Annotated in this window: 13 protein-coding genes and 1 tRNA gene; 5 read left to right on the forward strand and 9 right to left on the reverse strand. The window is 71.5% G+C overall.

Features of this window, described 5'->3' with window-relative positions; all coding sequences use genetic code 11:
• Positions 1–26: 26 nt before the first annotated feature.
• From rho to argS, 6 genes are all read right to left on the reverse strand, one after another.
• Positions 27–1,850 carry a transcription termination factor Rho gene (rho, locus tag LQ940_RS14580; RefSeq protein WP_231244003.1) on the reverse strand — a complete coding sequence of 608 codons (1,824 nt, stop codon included), beginning with the start codon at positions 1,848–1,850 and terminating at the stop codon, positions 27–29.
• A gap of 321 nt (positions 1,851–2,171) precedes the next feature.
• Complete coding sequence (gene thrB / locus LQ940_RS14585) at positions 2,172–3,080, reverse strand: homoserine kinase (protein WP_231243903.1); 909 nt, start codon at positions 3,078–3,080, stop codon at positions 2,172–2,174.
• On the reverse strand, positions 3,080–4,168 hold the full coding sequence (gene thrC, locus LQ940_RS14590; protein ID WP_231244002.1) for a threonine synthase: 1,089 nt from the start codon (positions 4,166–4,168) through the stop codon (positions 3,080–3,082). Before thrC ends, thrB begins: the two co-directional genes overlap by 1 nt.
• Before the next feature lie 8 nt (positions 4,169–4,176).
• A complete protein-coding gene (locus LQ940_RS14595) occupies positions 4,177–5,469 on the reverse strand; it encodes a homoserine dehydrogenase (RefSeq protein WP_231243902.1) in 1,293 nt (430 codons plus the stop codon).
• Positions 5,466–6,824, reverse strand: a complete 1,359-nt coding sequence (gene lysA, locus LQ940_RS14600) for a diaminopimelate decarboxylase (protein WP_231244001.1) — start codon at positions 6,822–6,824, stop codon at positions 5,466–5,468. The genes LQ940_RS14595 and lysA overlap by 4 nt, the downstream gene beginning before the upstream one ends.
• Positions 6,825–6,867: 43 nt before the next feature.
• Entirely contained in the window at positions 6,868–8,523 is a 1,656-nt protein-coding gene (gene argS, locus LQ940_RS14605; protein WP_231243901.1) for an arginine--tRNA ligase, read from the reverse strand.
• A gap of 126 nt (positions 8,524–8,649) precedes the next feature.
• Between argS and LQ940_RS14610 the strand changes: the two genes are divergently transcribed.
• Both LQ940_RS14610 and LQ940_RS14615 read left to right on the forward strand, forming a co-directional pair.
• Positions 8,650–8,722 (forward strand) — tRNA-Arg (locus LQ940_RS14610).
• A gap of 177 nt (positions 8,723–8,899) precedes the next feature.
• Positions 8,900–10,330, forward strand: coding sequence for a choice-of-anchor P family protein (locus tag LQ940_RS14615; RefSeq protein ID WP_231243900.1), 1,431 nt, complete (start codon positions 8,900–8,902; stop codon positions 10,328–10,330).
• 77 nt (positions 10,331–10,407) lie between these two features.
• Here the strand turns inward: LQ940_RS14615 and LQ940_RS14620 are convergent, their stop codons facing one another.
• Both LQ940_RS14620 and LQ940_RS14625 read right to left on the reverse strand, forming a co-directional pair.
• Entirely contained in the window at positions 10,408–11,304 is an 897-nt protein-coding gene (locus tag LQ940_RS14620; RefSeq protein WP_231243899.1) for an LCP family protein, read from the reverse strand.
• Entirely contained in the window at positions 11,301–11,858 is a 558-nt protein-coding gene (locus LQ940_RS14625; RefSeq protein WP_231243898.1) for a hypothetical protein, read from the reverse strand. Before LQ940_RS14625 ends, LQ940_RS14620 begins: the two co-directional genes overlap by 4 nt.
• A 211-nt stretch (positions 11,859–12,069) precedes the next feature.
• On the opposite strand from LQ940_RS14625, the gene LQ940_RS14630 reads away from it, so the two are divergent.
• From LQ940_RS14630 to LQ940_RS14640, 3 genes are read left to right on the forward strand one after another with little or no spacing between them, the layout of a single operon-like run.
• Positions 12,070–15,840 (forward strand): multifunctional oxoglutarate decarboxylase/oxoglutarate dehydrogenase thiamine pyrophosphate-binding subunit/dihydrolipoyllysine-residue succinyltransferase subunit, encoded by a 3,771-nt coding sequence (locus tag LQ940_RS14630; RefSeq protein WP_231243897.1) that lies wholly within the window; start codon positions 12,070–12,072, stop codon positions 15,838–15,840.
• An 11-nt stretch (positions 15,841–15,851) separates the two neighbouring features.
• Positions 15,852–16,028 (forward strand): DUF6104 family protein, encoded by a 177-nt coding sequence (locus tag LQ940_RS14635; protein WP_231243896.1) that lies wholly within the window; start codon positions 15,852–15,854, stop codon positions 16,026–16,028.
• A gap of 21 nt (positions 16,029–16,049) precedes the next feature.
• Positions 16,050–16,673 carry an acetoacetate decarboxylase family protein gene (locus LQ940_RS14640; RefSeq protein ID WP_231243895.1) on the forward strand — a complete coding sequence of 208 codons (624 nt, stop codon included), beginning with the start codon at positions 16,050–16,052 and terminating at the stop codon, positions 16,671–16,673.
• On the opposite strand, the gene glyA is transcribed toward LQ940_RS14640, so the two are convergent.
• Positions 16,674–18,005, reverse strand: a complete 1,332-nt coding sequence (gene glyA, locus LQ940_RS14645; RefSeq protein ID WP_231243894.1) for a serine hydroxymethyltransferase — start codon at positions 18,003–18,005, stop codon at positions 16,674–16,676.
• Positions 18,006–18,022 lie beyond the last annotated feature (17 nt).

The raw sequence follows: 18,022 nt of genomic DNA on the forward strand, positions 1-18,022 counted from the left end.
CGGCGTCAGACTAGCGGTGACGCGGCTCAGTCGTCCTTGGAACTGGCGGTCGGCGTGGTCTTCTGCACCTGCATGAGGAACTCCAGGTTGGTCTGGGTCTTCTTGAGTCGCTCGAGCAGCAGCTCCAGGGCCTGCTGGCCGTCCAGACCGGACAGCACCCGGCGGAGCTTCCAGATGATCGCGAGCTCCTCCTTGCTCATCAGGAGCTCCTCGCGGCGGGTGCCGGACTGCACGGCATCGATCGCGGGGAAGATGCGCTTGTCGGCGAAGTCGCGGCGCAACCGGATCTCCATGTTGCCGGTGCCCTTGAACTCCTCGAAGATCACCTCGTCCATCTTCGAGCCGCTCTCGATCAGGGCCGTGGCCAGGATCGTGAGGGAGCCGCCGTTCTCGATGTTGCGGGCGGCGCCGAAGAACTTCTTGGGCGGGTACAGCGCAGCGGAGTCGACGCCACCGGAGAGGATCCGGCCGCTGGCGGGAGCCGCCAGGTTGTAGGCGCGGCCGAGCCGGGTGATGCCGTCCAGGAGCACCACGACGTCGTGGCCCAGCTCGACCAGGCGCTTGGCGCGCTCGATCGCCAGCTCGGCGACCATCGTGTGGTCGGAGGCCGGGCGGTCGAACGTCGAGGAGATGACCTCGCCCTTGACCGAGCGCTCGAAGTCGGTGACCTCCTCGGGGCGCTCGTCGACCAGGACCACCATCAGGTGGCACTCGGGGTTGTTGGTGGTGATCGAGTTGGCGATCGACTGCATGACCATCGTCTTGCCGGCCTTGGACGGCGACACGATGAGGCCACGCTGGCCCTTGCCGATCGGGGCCGCGATGTCGATCACGCGGCCGATCAGGTTGCCCGGCTCGGTCTCGAGACGAAGGCGCTCGGAGGCGTAGAGCGGGGTCAGCTTCTGGAAGTCGACGCGGTGCTTGGCGGTCTCCGGGTCGGCGCCGTTGACGCTCTCGATGCGCACCATCGGGTTGAACTTCGCCTTGCTCTCGCCCTCGCGGGGCTGGCGTACCTCGCCCACGATGGCGTCGCCGCGGCGCAGGCCGAACTTGCGCACCATGGACAGCGAGACGTAGACGTCCTCGGGGCCGGGCAGGTAGCCGCTGGTGCGGACGAACGCGTAGTTGTCCAGCACGTCCAGGATGCCGGCCGCCGGCACCAGCACGTCGTCCTCGAGGATCGTCGTGTCCGGCTCGCTGCGCTGGCTGCCCTGGCCGCCCTGGTTGCCCGGGCCACCCGGGCGGTTCGCCCGCTCGCGCCCCCGGCGGCGGCGACTGCGGCCGCCGCCCTCCTCCTGGTCGCGGTTGGCCTGGTCGCGGTTGGCCTGGTCACGGGTGGCCTGGTCACGGTTGGCCTGGTCACGGCTGGCCTGGTCACGGCTGGCCTGGTCCCGGTTGGCCTGGTCGCGCGGCTCGCGGCTCTGCTGCCGGCCCTGCTCGGGGGCCTGGTCACGGGTGGGGCGCCGACGGTTCCGCTCGCTGCGCTCACCCTCGCTGCGCTCATCCTCGCTGGCACCCTCGCGCCGGTTCGTCGCCGGCGGCTCGGCGTCGCGCTTCGGCTCGGCGTCGCGCTTCGGCTCGTCGTCGCGCGCCGGGGCGGCGTCGCGCTTCGGCTCCTCGTCGCGCGCCGGGGCGGCATCGCGCTTCGGCTCGGGCCGCTCGTCGCGCGCCGGCCTCTCCGACGACTGCTCGCGCTTCTCCTGACGGGGCCGCTCGCCCTGGCGCGCGGCGGCCGGGGCGCCTGCGGACTGGGCGGCCTTGATGGCCTCCACCAGCTGGGCCTTCTTCATACTCCCGGTGCCCGGGATGCCCATGCCGGAGGCCATGGACTTCAGGTCCGCGAGCAGCATGGAGTTGAGCCCGCCGCCGCGCTTCTTGGCGGCAGGCGGGGTCGCCGCAGCGGCACCGGTGAGGGTGGCGCCATCAGGGGTTTGGGTCACGTGAGGTCCTTCCCACGTATCAGTGCCGTCTGGTGTCTCCACCGTCGGCTTCTGGGTCGGTGCCCGACCTCGGCATCCTCCGCACAGAGACGAAGGAGCTTGCGATGTGCGGATGCTCCGCACGATCCAGAGGGAGGGTGGTTGCGCTCAGGGTTCGACCGACCGTCGGTCGGTGGTCACTGGCGCAGCGCCAATGTATCACTGCAGCTGGCGCCTGCCGGGCAGGATCTGTCAGTCGGCGCGAACCCCGTCGTGATCGACGCGGAGCGCGAGCGCCAGCCACCCCTCGGGCGCCCGCGCAAGCAGGGTGGCGGCGTCCGGGGAGGTGTCGCCGGCGCGGAGCGCCAGCACGGTCGGACCGGCACCGGAGACGAGCGCGGCGACGCCATCGGCCCGCAGCGCGTCGACCAGGGCCAGCGACTGCGGCATCGCCGGGCGGCGGTAGTCCTGGTGCAGGTAGTCGCGCGTCGCGCGCCAGAGCTGGTCGGTGCGACCGGCCAGGGCGGCGACCAGCAGTGCGGTACGACCCGCGTCGGCCGCGGCGTCGGCGTGCGGCACCTGGGCCGGCAGCAGGCCGCGGGCGACCTCGGTCGAGACCGGGGTCGGCGGCACGAAGACCACCACGGCGACGGCGGGGTCGACCGGAGAGCCGACGGCGTAGAACTCACCGTCCTCCTGGCCGGAGATGACGAAGCCGCCGTGGACGGCCGGCGCGACGTTGTCGGGGTGGCCCTCGATCCGGGCGGCCAGGCAGAACAGCGCGTCGTCGTCGAGCAGCCGGTCACCGTCGACCACGAGCGCGCGAGCCAGTGCCAGGCCACCCACGATCGCGGCGGACGAGGAGCCGAGCCCCCGCCCGTGCGGGATCGCATTGGTGCAGGACAGGCGCAGGCCCTCGGGCTGTCCGCCCAACGCCTCGAACCCAGCGCGCATGGAGCGCACCACCAGGTGCGACTCGTCGCGCGCGACGTCGTCGCCGCCGGCCCCCTGGACCTCGACGACCAGGCCACGGGCGAGGATCTCGCCCTCCAGCTGGTCGCGCAGGTCCAGTGCCAGTCCCAGCGAGTCGAAGCCCGGACCGAGATTGGCCGAGGTCGCCGGCACCGAGACCCGCACGGGGCCCGCGACGAAGGCCGGCATCAGGCCAGGCCGGCGGCGCGGGCCGCGGCGCGCACGTCGGCGTCGATGACGACGTCCACGATGCTCTGGCCGCTGCCGGTGAAGCCCTCGAGCGCGGTCGCGGTGTCCTTGAGCCCGTGGCCGGTCACCGTGACCGCGACGGTGGTGCCGGCGTACGACTCCCCCTGGGCCAGGTCCTGAAGGAGGCCCGCGATGCCGGCCGCGGAGGCGGGCTCCACGAAGACGCCGTCGCGCGAGGCCAGCTCGCGCTGGGCGGCAAGGATCTGGTCGTCGGAGACCGAGGCGAACCGGCCGCCGGACTCGTTGCGGGCCGCCTCGGCCAGCTTCCACGAGGCCGGGTTGCCGATCCGGATGGCCGTCGCCTTGGTCTCCGGGTCCGGGAACGGCTCACCGGTGACCAGCGGCGCGGCCCCCTCGGCCTGGAAGCCGCGCATCACCGGGGTCCGCGTGGCGAGGCCGAGGCGGTGGTACTGCGTGTAGCCCAGCCAGTACGCCGCGATGTTGCCGGCGTTGCCGACCGGCAGCAGGTGGTGGTCGGGCGCGTCGCCGAGGAAGTCGCAGATCTCGAAGGCCGCGGTCTTCTGCCCCTCGAGGCGGGCCGGGTTGACCGAGTTGACCAGCGCGACGGGGTACTCCCACGCGAGCTGGCGGGCCAGCGCGAGGCAGTGGTCGAAGTTGCCGCGGACCATGATCACCTGCGCGCCGCACACGATGGCCTGCGCCATCTTCCCGGCCGCGATCTTGCCTTCCGGGACCAGCACCAGCGGCTTGAGCCCGGCTTTGGCCGCGTAGGCCGCCATCGAGGCCGAGGTGTTGCCGGTGGACGCGCAGACGACGGCCTGCGCGCCGTCGGCCTTGGCCACCGAGATGGCCGCGGTCATGCCGCGGTCCTTGAAGGAGCCGGTGGGGTTGCTGCCCTCGACCTTGAGCCAGACCCGCGCCCCGGTGAGCTCGGAGAGCCACTCCGAGAGCACCAGCGGGGTGCCTCCCTCGCGCAAGGTCACCGCCTCGATGCCCTCGGGGATCTCGAGCAGTGCCCGGTACTCCTCGATCACGCCGCGCCACTGGTGGGTGCGGGCTGTGGTCAGTTCGGCGTTCACTCGGAGGTCCCTTCGACGCGCATGACGGACGTGACCTCGCGGACGATCTCCATCGCGCGCAGGTGCTCGACGGTGGCGCTGAGCTGGGCGTCGGAGGCCTCGTGGGAGACCACGACCAGCTGGGCGTCGTCGCCCCGGCCCTCCTGGCGCACGGTCTGGATCGACACGTCGTGCTCGGCGAACGCCAGCGCCACCGCAGCGAGCACGCCGGCACGGTCGTCGACGTCGATGGCGACGTGGTAGCGGGTGCGGGTCTCCCCCATCGGCAGCACCGCCCGGTCGGCGTACGCCGACTCGCCGACGCCGCGGGCGCCCGCCAGGTGGTTGCGGGCCACGGTCACCAGGTCGCCCAGGACGGCCGACGCGGTCGGTGAGCCGCCCGCGCCCGGCCCGTAGAACATCAGCTGACCGGCGGCGTCGGACTCGACGAAGACGGCGTTGTAGGCCTCGCGCACCGACGCGAGCGGGTGCGAGCGCGGAATCATGGCCGGGTGGACGCGCACCGCCACGGCCTCGTCGCGCAGCTCGCAGATCGCCAGCAGCTTGACCACGCTGTTCATCTCCCGCGCGGACTGCACGTCGGCGGCCGTCACCTCGGAGATGCCCTCGCGGTGGACGTCGGAGGCGGTCACCCGGGAGTGGAACGCGAGCGAGGCGAGGATCGCGGCCTTGGCCGCGGCGTCGAAGCCCTCGACGTCGGCGGTGGGGTCCGCCTCGGCGTAGCCCAGCTCCTGGGCCTCCTCGAGCGCCTCGGCGAAGCCGGCGCCGGAGGAGTCCATCTTGTCGAGGATGAAGTTCGTGGTGCCGTTGACGATGCCCAGCACCCGGGTCACCCGGTCGCCGGCCAGCGACTCGCGCAGCGGCCGGAGGATCGGGATGGCGCCGGCGACGGCGGCCTCGTAGTAGAGGTCGCGCCCGGCCTTCTCGGCCGCCTCGAAGAGCGTGGGGCCGTCCTCGGCCAGCAGCGCCTTGTTGGCGGTCACGACCGAGGCGCCGTTGTCCAGCGCGGAGAGGATCAGCGAGCGCGCGGGCTCGATGCCGCCGATGACCTCGACCACCAGGTCGACGTCCTCGCGGGCCACCAGGCCGGCGGCGTCGGTGGTGAGCAGCCCCGCGGGCACCTCGACGTCGCGCGGCGCGTCGATCCGGCGTACGGCGACCCCGGCCAGCTCGACGCGGGTGCCGACCCGGGCCGTCAGGTCCGCGGCCTGCTCCTGGAGCAGCCGCACCACCTGCGAGCCGACCGATCCGCAGCCGAGCACGGCCACCTTCAGCGGCTTGTCATTCATGAAGCACCCACGTCCGTTGCCAACAAATCGTCCTCAGTCTCGCGGCGCACGATCACCCGTGCGACCCCGTCCCGCACTGCGATCACGGGCGGGCGCAGGGCGTGGTTGTAGTTGGACGCCATGGACCGGCAGTAGGCGCCGGTGCCGGGGACGGCCAGTAGATCACCGGCAGCGACGTCCGCGGGCAGGAACTCGTCCTTCACCACGATGTCGCCGGCCTCGCAGTGCTTGCCCACCACCCGGGTGAGGGTCGGCGGCGCCTGCGAGGAGCGCGAGGCCAAGGTGCAGGAGTAGTCGGCGTCGTAGAGCGCGGTGCGGATGTTGTCGCTCATCCCGCCGTCCACGGACACGTAGGTGCGCACCGCTCCCCCGTCGAGCGCGACCGGCTTGACCGTGCCGACGGTGTAGACGGTGCACATCGCCGGCCCGACGATGGCGCGGCCGGGCTCGATGGACAGCCGCGGCTCGGCGATCCCCAGCGCGCGGCACTCCTGCTCGACGATCTTGGACATCTCGGTCGCGAGCTGCGCGGGGTCCGCGGGGTCGTCCTGGGTCGTGTAGGCGATGCCGAACCCGCCGCCGAGATCCATCTCCGGCAGGGTCACGCCGAGCTCGCTCGACACCTGGGCGTGCAGGGCCAGCACCCGTCGGGCGGCCACCTCGAAGCCCGAGGAGTCGAAGATCTGGCTGCCGATGTGCGAGTGCAGCCCCAGCAGGTCGAGCCCGTCGGCGGCGAGTACGCGGCGTACGGCCTCGAGCGCGTCGCCGGAGGTGATCGAGAAGCCGAACTTCTGGTCCTCGTGCGCCGTGGCGATGTACTCGTGGGTGTGCGCCTCCACGCCCGCGGTCACCCGCACCATGACCCCCACGGAGGCGTCGAGATCGGCCGTCACCTGCGCCAGGCGCTCGATCTCGACGAAGCTGTCGACGATGATCCGCCCGACGCCGGCCGCGACCGCGCGCCGCAGCTCGGGATAGGTCTTGTTGTTGCCGTGGTAGCCGATGCGGGCCGGGTCGAAGCCGGCGCGCAGCGCGACGGTCAGCTCGCCCGCGGAGCACACGTCGAGGTGCAGCCCCTCCTGCGCCACCCACTGCACGACCGTGGTGCACAGGAACGCCTTGCCGGCGTAGAACACGTCGTAGGCCGCGAACGCGTCGCGGAAGGCGCGGGCGCGGGCGCGGAAGTCCTGCTCGTCCAGGACGTACGCCGGGGTGTTGTACTCGGCGGCCAGGTCCGCCAGCGCCACCCCGCCCACCACCAGGTCACCGTCGCGCTTGTGGGCGGTGCTCGACCACAGCTGCGGCACCAGCGCGTTGGGGTCGGCGGGCTCGCGCAGCCACGACGGTCCCCTCATGGCGCCGGGCGCGTGCGCCCAGCCGGCTTCGTGGGTCACACCGTCACATCCGCTCGGGGGCGGAGACGCCGAGCAGCGCGAGGCCGTTGGCGAACACCACCCGGGTGGCGGCCACGAGGGCCAGCCGGGCGCGGTGGAGCTCGTTGGGCTCCTCGTCGCCCATCGGGAGCACCCGGCAGTTGTCGTAGAAGCGGTGGTAGATGCCGGCGGTGTCCTCGAGGTAGCGGGCCACCCGGTGCGGCTCGCGCAGCTCGGCGGCGCTGGCCACGACCCGAGGGAGCTCGGCGAGGGCGCGCAGCAGCTCCCCCTCCTTCTCGTGCGTGAGCAGGGCCATCTCGGTGCCCGGCTCGAGGCCGAGGGCGGCGGCGTTGCGCAGGATGGAGGAGACCCGCGCATGCACGTACTGGACGTAGAAGACCGGGTTGTCGCTGGACTGCTTGGTCATCTGCGCGACATCGAGGGTCAGCGGGGAGTCGGCCGGGTAGCGGCCGAGGGTGTAGCGCAGCGGGTCCACGCCGATCTCGTCGGTGAGCTCCTCCAGGGTGACCATGGTGCCGGCGCGCTTGGAGAGCTTCATCTCCTCGCCGTTCTTCATGATCTTGACCAGCTGGCCGATCAGGACCTCGATGTTCTGGTCGGGGTCGTCCCCCGCGCACGCGGCCATGGCCCGCAGCCGCCCGACGTAGCCGTGGTGGTCGGCACCGAGCAGGTAGATGCAGAGGTCGAAGCCCCGCGCGCGCTTGTTCAGGTAGTACGCCGTGTCGCTGGCGAAGTAGGTCAGCTCGCCGTTGGTCCGGATCAGCACCCGGTCCTTGTCGTCGCCGTAGTCCGTGGTGCGCATCCAGACCGCACCGTCGGCCTCGAAGACGTGGCCCTTCTCGCGCAGCGAGAGCAGGGTGTCGGCCACCGACTCGCTGTCGTGCAGCGACCGCTCGGAGAACCAGGTGTCGAACTCGGTGCGGAAGGTGCGCAGCTGCTCCTGCTGCTCGGCCAGCTGGGCGGCGTACCCGGCCTCGCGGAACGCGACGCGCCGCTCCGGCTCGGGCAGCTCGAGGAGCCCGGGGTCGGCGGCGACGAGGCGCGCGGCCAGGTCGCGGATGTAGCCGCCCTGGTAGCCGCCCTCCGGGATCGGCCGACCGAGGGCCGCAGCCTCGATCGAGGCGCCGAACAGGTCCATCTGGGTGCCGCGGTCGTTGATGTAGAACTCGCGGTCGACCGTCGCGCCGGCGGCCGCCAGCACCCGCGCCAGCGCGTCGCCCACCGCGGCCCAGCGGGTGTGGCCGAGGTGCAGCGGACCGGTCGGGTTGGCGGAGATGAACTCGACGTTGATGCGCTGGCCCGCCAGCGCGTCGTTGTGGCCGTAGGTGTCGCCCGCCGCGAGGACGTCCAGGGCCACCTGGCCCTGTGCCCCCGCCTCCACGGTGATGTTGAGGAAGCCCGGGCCGGCGATGTCGACCGCGGCGATGCCGTCGGACCGGCGCAGCCGCTCGGCGACGAGCTCGGCGAACGCGCGCGGGTTCATGCCGGCCTTCTTGCCCAGCTGCATCGCCACGTTGGTGGCGTAGTCGCCGTGCCCCTTCTGTCGAGGTCGCTCCACGGTCACCGTCGTCGGGACCCCATCCGGAAGGGTGATGGCACCTTCGTCGGACAGAGTCGTCAGTACGTCGACGATCGCGGTGGAGAGCTGCTCGGGAGTCACCCTCCCAGGGTATCGGCGCCGCCCTCCACACCTCACATCGATATCGGTCGTGGGACCGGGAGGCCGGGTACGTGTCCCGTGGTGCGCGGCTGTAGGGTGACGCGCAGCCTCGCAATGCGAGGCGTTGCCTCCGTAGCTCAGGGGATAGAGCACTGGTTTCCGGTACCAGGTGCCGCAGGTTCGAATCCTGCCGGGGGCACAGACTTCTCACCGCTGGTCGAGCCGCCAGCGCCGACGGGCCCTCGAGGCCCGTCCCTCCGAGTGCCGTCGCTGCGCCCGGGACCGGTCCAGATCGGGGTATAACCAACGTCACTCTCGCCCGTTGGTCAGTCACCGCCGCGGTCGGTTCCGCGCCGCCACCCCGAGGAGTACGTAGATGAGAAGCTCAATCGCCAGGACGGTCGCGCTCGCCGCCGCCTGCGCCGCCGGCCTGACGGCCGTCGGCCTCGCTCCCACGACGGCTCAGGCCGCCGAGCAAGCGCCTGCCGCCCGCCGCCCCGCCGTGAGCGGGTTCGGCTACCAGGCGAACCTCTTCGGCACCAAGGTGCTGGTCAACAACGTCGAGGTGCGCAACCTGCGCGAGGCCGACCTGCAGATGCCGTGCACCCGCCAGGTGGGCGTGTCGCGGGTCTCGAAGTCCGCCGGCTCACTGCCGATCGACAACGACCTCATCAAGATCGCCATCTCGCGGAGCACCAGCAACACCTACCGCAAGGCCGCGCAGGGCATCTACGGCGTGCGCGCGGTCAACAGCATCGGCGACATCTCCCTGGGCGGCACCCTGGCTGGCGTCCCCACGCCGCGGATCCGCATCCAAGGCCTGCAGTCCGTGGCCGACTCGTTCTTCCACGGCAAGGCCAACCAGGGCAAGGGCGCGTTCAAGTACGACGCCTCGTTCAAGTACCAGGGCCTGCGCATCGACCTACCGCAGGGCAGCCCGATCTCGGACAGCCTCGACCAGCTCTTCGACGCGCTCGGCATCGACCCCAGCGACGTCTACGACGTGGTCAACGTGCCGGTCGCCACGCTGGTCGACGTGCTGACCTCGGTCGGCACCCTGACGATCCCCGGTCTGGGCTCCATCGCGCTCGGTGAGAGCCGCGGCTACACCACCGCGTTCGCCGCCAACTCCCAGGCCTACGCGCTGAAGATCAGCGTCGACCCGGAGCTCGACGGGCTCGACGAGACGCGGCTGCAGCTGGGCCGGGCGCGCAGCCGGATCAGTCGCCCGGTCCCGGCCGGCGTCTTCCGCTCGACCATGACCGCGATGGAGGTCGAGGCGCTCAATGGCGCCGTCCGCGTCGGCGGCATCGCCCAGAAGTCGATCCCGTGCGAGGGCACGCGCGGCAAGACCATGACCGTGCGCACCGAGTCGGCCAGCGTCGTGCACGAGCAGCTGGGCATCGCCCTCCAGGACATGCGCTACACCTACCGCGGCGCCCAGAAGGGCAAGACGGGCCAGGGCTTCACCTCCGCGAGCATCGGCCAGGTCAGCCTCAAGGTGCCCGGCACGCTCGACGTGGTGGTCAAGGACCTCTCGTCCAAGGTCTCCGTGGTGTCCCGCGACCCCGACGACCGAGTGAAGCGCCAGACCCGGACCACCTACGGGGCCATCCTGGTCGACGGCAAGCAGGTGTTCCCGAAGCCGAACCGGCCGGTGCGCTTCGACGGCGGCGTCATCCGGGTGCTGGTGCAGGAGGAGTCCAACCGCTGGGGCGCCAAGATCAGCGGCCTCTCCATCCAGCTGACCCAGCTCGACGTCAAGGTGGACCTGGCGCGGGTCGCCACCAGGTTCACCCCGTACTGAGCCACCGGCCGGACGACGATCCGTTCGACGTCGGGGCGGGCCTCACGGTCCGCCCCGACGCGTCTGTCCGGTGCCGGTCAGCAGCGCTCGATCGTCGCGTCCTTGCGGGCGAGGTCGCCGTAGCGGCGGGCCTGCGCGACGTACGGCAGCACCACGCTGGCGCCGCCGACGTTGCCGATGGCTCCTTGCACCACGCAGCCGGTGATCTTGCCGGGCTCGACCTGGGCGACGGCCTGTGCCAGGGCGAACAGCTCGCCTGGGGGCAGGTCGGTGTGCATGTGCTCCATCACGCTCTGGACGCCGCCCTCGATGAACCCCGGCCGGCTGGCCTTGGCCCGGATGGTGCCGTGGATGCCGCGCAGGACGCGCTGCTGGTTGGCAGAGCGATCGAAGTCGCCGCCCGGGAGCGTCTTGCGGATCCGGGCGAACGCCATGGCGCCGTAGCCGTTGAGGTGCACCTTGCCGGCCTTGAACCCGTCGGCCTTGAGGTTGACGTCGGAGAACGGGCGGGGATTGCGTACCTCAATGCCGCCGATGTCGTCGACCATGTCCTCGAAGAACGGGAACCGGGTGACGAAGACGTAGTCGGGCTGCACGCCCACCAGGTCGCCGACCGTCTCCCCCAGCAGCTGGGGACCGCCGTAGTAGAGGGCGGCGTTGACGCGGTCGGAGCCGGCGCCCCGGATCGGGACGTAGGAGTCGCGGGGGATGCCGATCGTGGTGGCGGCCCCCGTCCGGGTGTTGATGCCGACCAGCTGGAGTGCGTCGCCGCGCGTGCGGAGCATGCTCTCCCCCGGCCGCGCGTCGGAGCCCACGGCCAGGATCCAGACGACCTCGGGCTCCCGGTCGACGCCCTGGGCGCGGGCCACCTTGACCAGCTCCACCTGCGTGGAGGCCACCGTGGAGTTCGGGACGACCACCGCCGCGACCGCGAGCACGAGCCCCAGCGTCACCATCCGTAGCAGCCGCCTCATCGCACGACCCCCCTCGTCACGTCGTAGCCGAAGACCTTCCAGGCCCCGTCCCTCCAGGTGAGGAACAGCCTGCCGCGCACCCGGTCGGCCCGCTTCAGCTCGCCCTCGAGCCTCATGGCCAGGACGAACCGCGCGGTGACCGCGGTGGGACGCCGCTTGACCGCCAGGGCGTCGATCTCCAGCTCGCGGCGGAACGGCGTGACCGACTCCACGCGCGGCGCCACCTGCTGGTTGCTCATGAGGGCCGCGTCCTGGCGGGCGTCGGCCGCCGCGCCCTTCGTGAAGCCGGGAAACGCATCGGCGAAGTCGGTCCGTGGGAAGTCGCCCAGGTAGGCCGCGTCGATCCACGCGTCGACGACCTCGGTGATCGTCGCCTTCAGGCGGGCCTGCTGCGGCCGATCGAGCCGGCCCACCACCTCTCCCAGCCGTGCGGTGGTCGCGAGCGGCGGGCGCTCGTCCCGACCCGCCTCGGCCGCCGCTCCCGGGTCCTCCTCGGGCTTGTCGTCGCCCGAGCACCCGGCCGCCGAAGCGGCGAGCGCCAGGGCGAGGGTCACGGACGCGACGGCCCTCGCCGAACGGCGTGAAAGTCTGAGCATGTCCGGTCCTCTCGGTCTACTCCGCGGCACAGCAGGCCGGCCGCGCGGTGGAACCAGTCACAGCCTGCCCGAATGGCAACCCTGCTTCCGGTATTTGCTGGCCCGTGGGTCTAGCCTGGACCGCACACCACCCGTCCCCGCGCGCTCATCGGAAGAGGCGAAGCAAGTCGTGCCGCAGTCGTCAGGCAACCAGTCCTCAGGCAGCTCCCCCCAACCCTCGTCGTCCCTCGGCGCGAACGAGTGGCTCGTCGAGGAGATGAGGGAGCGCTACTCCGCGGATCCTGGGTCCGTCGACCCTACGTGGGCCGATTATTTCAAGAGCAATGGGTCGGGTGCGAGCAGCGCCAACGGCACCACGACGGAGGCCAAGCCGGCCACGGCCCAGAAGACCCCGGAGAAGGCCCCGGAGAAGGCCCCCGAGAAGGCCCAGCCGAAGAGCTCGGACCAGGGCGAGAAGGCCGCCGCGAAGCAGGCTGAGTCCAAGCCGGCGCCGGTCGCCAAGCCTCGTCCGCAGAGCAAGGCCGCGGAGCCGGCGAAGGACACGAGCGAGCCGATGCCCAAGGAGTCGCGTCCGGCCGCCCCGGCCGCCGCGAGCGACGAGCCGAGCTACACCGTGCTGCGCGGCGCCCCCGCCCGCACGGCGGCCAACATGGACGCCTCCCTGACCGTGCCCACCGCGACCTCGGTCCGCTCGGTGCCGGTCAAGCTGCTGTGGGACAACCGCACGGTCATCAACAACCACCTCGCCCGCGCCCGCGGCGGCAAGGTGTCGTTCACGCACCTGATCGGCTATGCGCTGGTCAAGGCGGTCAAGTCGATGCCGGAGATGAACAACGGCTTCGAGCACCGCGACGGCAAGCCCAACCTGATCACGCCCGCGCACATCAACCTGGGCCTGGCCATCGACGTACCGAAGCCCGACGGCTCGCGGCAGCTGCTCGTCCCGAGCATCAAGGCCGCCGAGTCCATGGACTTCGCCGGATTCTGGACCGCCTACGAGGACATCGTCCGCAAGGCGCGTGACAACAAGCTGGCGGTGACCGACTTCCAGGGCACCTCCATCTCGCTCACCAACCCCGGCGGCATCGGCACCGTCCACTCCGTCCCGCGGCTGATGGCCGGGCAGGGCGCCATCATCGGCGTCGGCGCCATGGAGTACCCGCCGGAGTGGCAGGGCGCCTCCGAGGAGGCCATCGCCCGCAACGGCATCAGCAAGGTCATGACCCTGACCTCGACCTACGACCACCGGGTCATCCAGGGCGCCCAGTCCGGCGAGTTCCTCAAGCGCATGCACCAGCTCCTGCTGGGCGAGGACGGCTTCTACGACGACATCTTCCGCTCGCTGCGGATCCCCTACGAGCCGATCCGGTGGAGCAAGGACATCTCGACGTCCCACGACGACGAGATCAGCAAGCAGGCCCGCATCCTCGAGCTGATCCACGCCTACCGCGTGCGCGGCCACATGATGGCCGACACCGACCCCCTGGAGTACCGCCAGCGCAGCCACCCCGACCTCGAGATCGAGTCGCACGGCCTGACCCTGTGGGACCTCGACCGCGAGTTCGCCACCGGCTCCTTCGGTGGCGAGGGGCGCCGGTTCATGAACCTGCGCCAGATCCTGGGCATCCTGCGCGACTCCTACTGCCGCACCACCGGCATCGAGTACATGCACATCATGGACCCCGAGCAGCGTCGCTGGATCCAGGAGCGCGTCGAGCAGCCGCACGTGAAGCCGCCGCGCGACGAGCAGCTGCGGATCCTGCTCAAGCTGAACCAGGCCGAGGCGTTCGAGACCTTCCTGCAGACCAAGTTCGTCGGCCAGAAGCGCTTCAGCCTCGAGGGCGGCGAGACCACCGTCCCGGTGATCGACGAGATCTGCGAGGCGGCGGCCGAGGCGGACCTGGACGAGGTCACGATCGGCATGGCCCACCGCGGCCGGCTGAACGTGCTGGCCAACATCGTGGGCAAGAAGTACTCCCAGATCTTCCGTGAGTTCGAGGGCAACATCGACCCGCGCACGGTCCAGGGCTCCGGCGACGTGAAGTACCACCTCGGCGCCGAGGGTGAGTTCGAGTCCGGCACCGGCGACACCATCAAGGTGTCCGTCGCTGCCAACCCGTCCCACCTCGAGGCCGTGGACCCGGTGCTCGAGGGCATCGCGCGCGCCAAGCAGGACGTCCTCAACCGCGGCGCCGAGTACCCCGTGCTGCCGCTGCTGGTGCACGGTGACGCGGCCTTCGCGGGCCAGGGCGTCGTGGCCGAGACCCTCAACCTGAGCCAGCTGCGCGGTTACCGCACCGGCGGCACGATCCACCTGGTCGTCAACAACCAGGTCGGCTTCACCACCTCGCCGGGCTCCTCGCGCTCCTCGCTCTACTGCACCGACGTCGCCCGCATGGTGCAGGCGCCGATCTTCCACGTCAACGGCGACGACCCGGAGGCGTGCATCCGGGTGGCCCGGCTCGCCTTCGAGTACCGCCAGGCGTTCAACAAGGACGTCGTCATCGACCTCGTCTGCTACCGCCGGCGTGGCCACAACGAGGGCGACGACCCGTCGTACACCCAGCCGCTCATGTACGACCTGATCGAGCAGAAGCGCTCGGTGCGCAAGCTCTACACCGAGTCCCTGATCGGTCGTGGCGACATCACGATCGAGGAGGCCGAGCAGGTCCTGCGCGACTACCAGCAGCAGCTGGAGCGGGTGTTCACCGAGGTGCGCGAGGCCAGCAGCCAGCCCTCGGAGTGGACGACCGTGCCGGACTACCCGGACAAGCCCGCCGGCGACACCGAGACGGCGATCCCGGTGGAGGCGCTCAAGCGCATCGCCGACGCCTACGTCACCCCGCCGGACGGCTTCACCGTGCACCCCAAGGTGATGCCGCAGCTGCAGCGCCGCGCCACCGCGATCACCGAGGGCCCGATCGACTGGGGCACCGGCGAGATCCTCGCCTTCGGTGCGCTGCTCATGGACGGGCGCCCGGTGCGGCTGGCCGGACAGGACTCGCGCCGCGGCACGTTCGTGTCCCGCTTCGCCACCATCATCGACCGCAAGAACGCCGATGAGTGGACGCCCCTGTCCGCCCTCACCGAGGACCAGGGCCGGTTCTACGTCTACGACTCGCTGCTCTCGGAGTACGCCGCCCTCGGGTTCGAGTACGGCTACTCCGTCGCCCGCCCCGAGGCCCTCGTGCTCTGGGAGGCGCAGTTCGGCGACTTCGTCAACGGCGCCCAGACGGTCATCGACGAGTTCATCACCTCCGGCGAGACCAAGTGGCGCCAGGAGTCCGGCGTCGTGCTGCTCCTCCCCCACGGCTACGAGGGGCAGGGTCCCGACCACTCGTCGGCGCGGATCGAGCGGTTCATGACGATGGCGGCCGACGACGCGTTCGTCGTGGCGCAGCCGTCCACGCCGGCGTCGTACTTCCACCTGCTGCGCCGCCACTCGCTCGGCGAGCGGCACCGTCCGCTCGTCGTGTTCACGCCGAAGTCCATGCTCAAGCGCAAGGAGGCCGCCTCACAGCCCTCCGACTTCACCAGCGGCACGTTCCGGCCGTTCATCGGCGACGACGCGGCGGACGCCGAGAAGGTGGACACGCTGCTGCTCTGCTCCGGCCGGGTGACCTGGGACCTCATGGTCGACCGCGCCAAGCGCGAGAACAGCGAGCGGTTCGCCATCGGCCGCGTCGAGCAGCTCTACCCGTGCCCGGTCGACGACATCAAGGCGGAGATCGCGCGCTACCCCCACCTCAAGGAGGTGCGCTGGGTGCAGGACGAGCCGCACAACATGGGCCCGTGGCCGCACTACGCGCTCAACGTGTGGCACCAGGTCGACGCCCACGTCGTCCCCGTCACCCGTACGGCGTCCAGCTCGCCGTCGGTCGGCACCGTGAAGCGGCACGCCGCCGAGCAGAAGGACCTGCTCGACCGGGCCTTCTCGTAGGGGACAGCACCGTGTACTTCACCGACCGTGGCATCGAGGAGCTCGAGCGACGCCGGGGTGACGAGGACGTCACCCTGGCGTGGCTCGCCGAGCGCCTGCAGGAGTTCACCGACATCCACCCGGAGTTCGAGACCGCGGTGGAGCGGTTCGCCACGTGGCTGGCCCGGCTGGACGACCCCGACGACTGAGGGGTCGTCTAGGGTGCCGCCATGGCTGAGCTTCCCGACGAGAGCAGGATCTACCCCGACGCACCGTGGCGGATGGTGGGCTCGCTGTACCTGACGCTGTTCAAGGTGCGCCACGCGGTCGACGCGACCCGTCCCGCCGGGGTCTACGGCGCCGCGTTCGTGAGCTACGACGAGGGCAGCCCGCTCACCTACTCCGAGCTGCTGGTCGCGCGGCCGACCGGCAAGGAGCACGGTGGACGGGTCTCGATCACCGACATCTGGGTCGACTCCCCGGCCTCCGTGGCGGGCGGGCGCGAGCTGTGGGCGATCCCCAAGGACCTCTGCGACTTCGCCTTCGAGACCACCCACACCGGACCGCTGTCGCGGACCTCGTGGTCGGCGAGCGTCGAGAGGCGCCCAATCGCCTCGGCGCGCTTCACCGACGTCTCCCGGGCCGGGCTGCGGCTGCCGTTCAAGGGCGGCACCTGGCAGCCCGAGCTGCCCGAGGGCGGTGGCGAGAAGACCGCCGACCTGACCGGCACGGCCAAGGCGCTGCCGTGCCGCGGCCGCTGGGAGTTCGCCCCCGACGGCCCGCTCGGCTGGCTCGCCGGCGCCCGGCCGCTCGCCTCGGCCCGGATGGCCGGCTTCCGGATGTCGTTCGGCTGATCAGTCCTCGGCGGTGAAGTGCACGGCGCCGAACTGCGCACGCCAGTCGGTGACCTCGGCGCCGACCGCCTCCGGCGCGACATCGGGGTCGAGTCCCCTGGCCAGGAAGCCCGCCAGGGGCTCCATGTCGACCCCGGTCATGCCGAGTCGCGCGAGCTCCGGGGTGCCGAGTCGAAGACCGTTGGTGTCGCCGGCCACCTCCTCGACCGGCAGGCCGATGCCGCAGGTGAGCAGGTGCGCCCGGCGCAGCCGGCGCGAGGCCGCCTGACCACCGCCGTAGGGCGCAGCGAGCACCCCCAGCATGTGGGAGCGGGTGGGCCCGTCGGCCCCGCGGAACAGCGCCACCCCGCGCCGCTCCAGGCCCTCCGCGAGCCCGGTCGCGGTCTCGAGCATGGCGGCGGCGTACGCCGGACCGACGGCCTTCCAGTCCACCAGCGTCACCGCGAGCGCCGCCGACTTCGCCGCGTCGAAGTTGGCGGTGAGCCCCGGGTAGGCCACCGCGTCGAGCCGCTGGGCCAGCTCGGCGTCGTTGGTCACGATCAGCCCTCCGGGGGGCCCGCCGAGGCTCTTGTAGGTGCTCATCGTCATCAGGTGCGCGCCCTGCTCGAGCGGGTTCGGCCAGGCGCCACCGGCGATCAGCCCGCAGAGATGGGCGGCGTCGAAGAGGACCTTGGCGCCCACCTCGTCGGCGATCTCGCGCACGGCGGCGACCGGGTGCGGGTAGAGGTTCATGCTGGCGCCGAGCGTGATCAGGCGGGGCCGTGTCTCGTGCGCGAGGTCGCGCAGGCGGTCCACGTCCACGGTGAACCGGGCGGCGTCGACCGGGGCGGGCAGCGTCCGCAGCCGGTACATCCCGGCGGAGCCGCCGGCGTGGTGGGTGACGTGCCCGCCGATGCTCGGCGGGGGCGCGATGATGGTGTCACCCGGCTCGCAGGTCACCAGGAACGCGTAGAGGTTGGCGATCGCGCCCGACGGCACCCGGATCTCGACGTACGACGCGCCGAACACCTCCGCGGCCAGCTCGGCCGCGACGACCTCGATGCGCTCGATGGCCTCGAGGCCGGTCTCGTACTTCTCCCCCGGGTAGCCCAGCGACGCCCGTGAGCCGAGCCGGGCGGAGAGCATGGCCTCGGCGCGGGGGTTCATCAGGTTCGTGGCCGGGTTGAGGTTGAGCGTCTCGACGTGGTGGATGCGCTCGTTCTCCGCGACCAGGTGGTCCAGCTCGGACAGCAGCGCCGTCGGGCCGCAGGCCGCGGTCCGGTCCGCGACCTCGGCGACGAGGGCCTCGCTGTGGGCCGGGACCCAGGGCCGGTGCTGGAGCGCGCGTGTCATGCGCGCCAACCTAGGTC

The organism is Nocardioides sp. cx-173 (assembly GCF_021117365.1).
Classification (GTDB): domain Bacteria; phylum Actinomycetota; class Actinomycetes; order Propionibacteriales; family Nocardioidaceae; genus Nocardioides.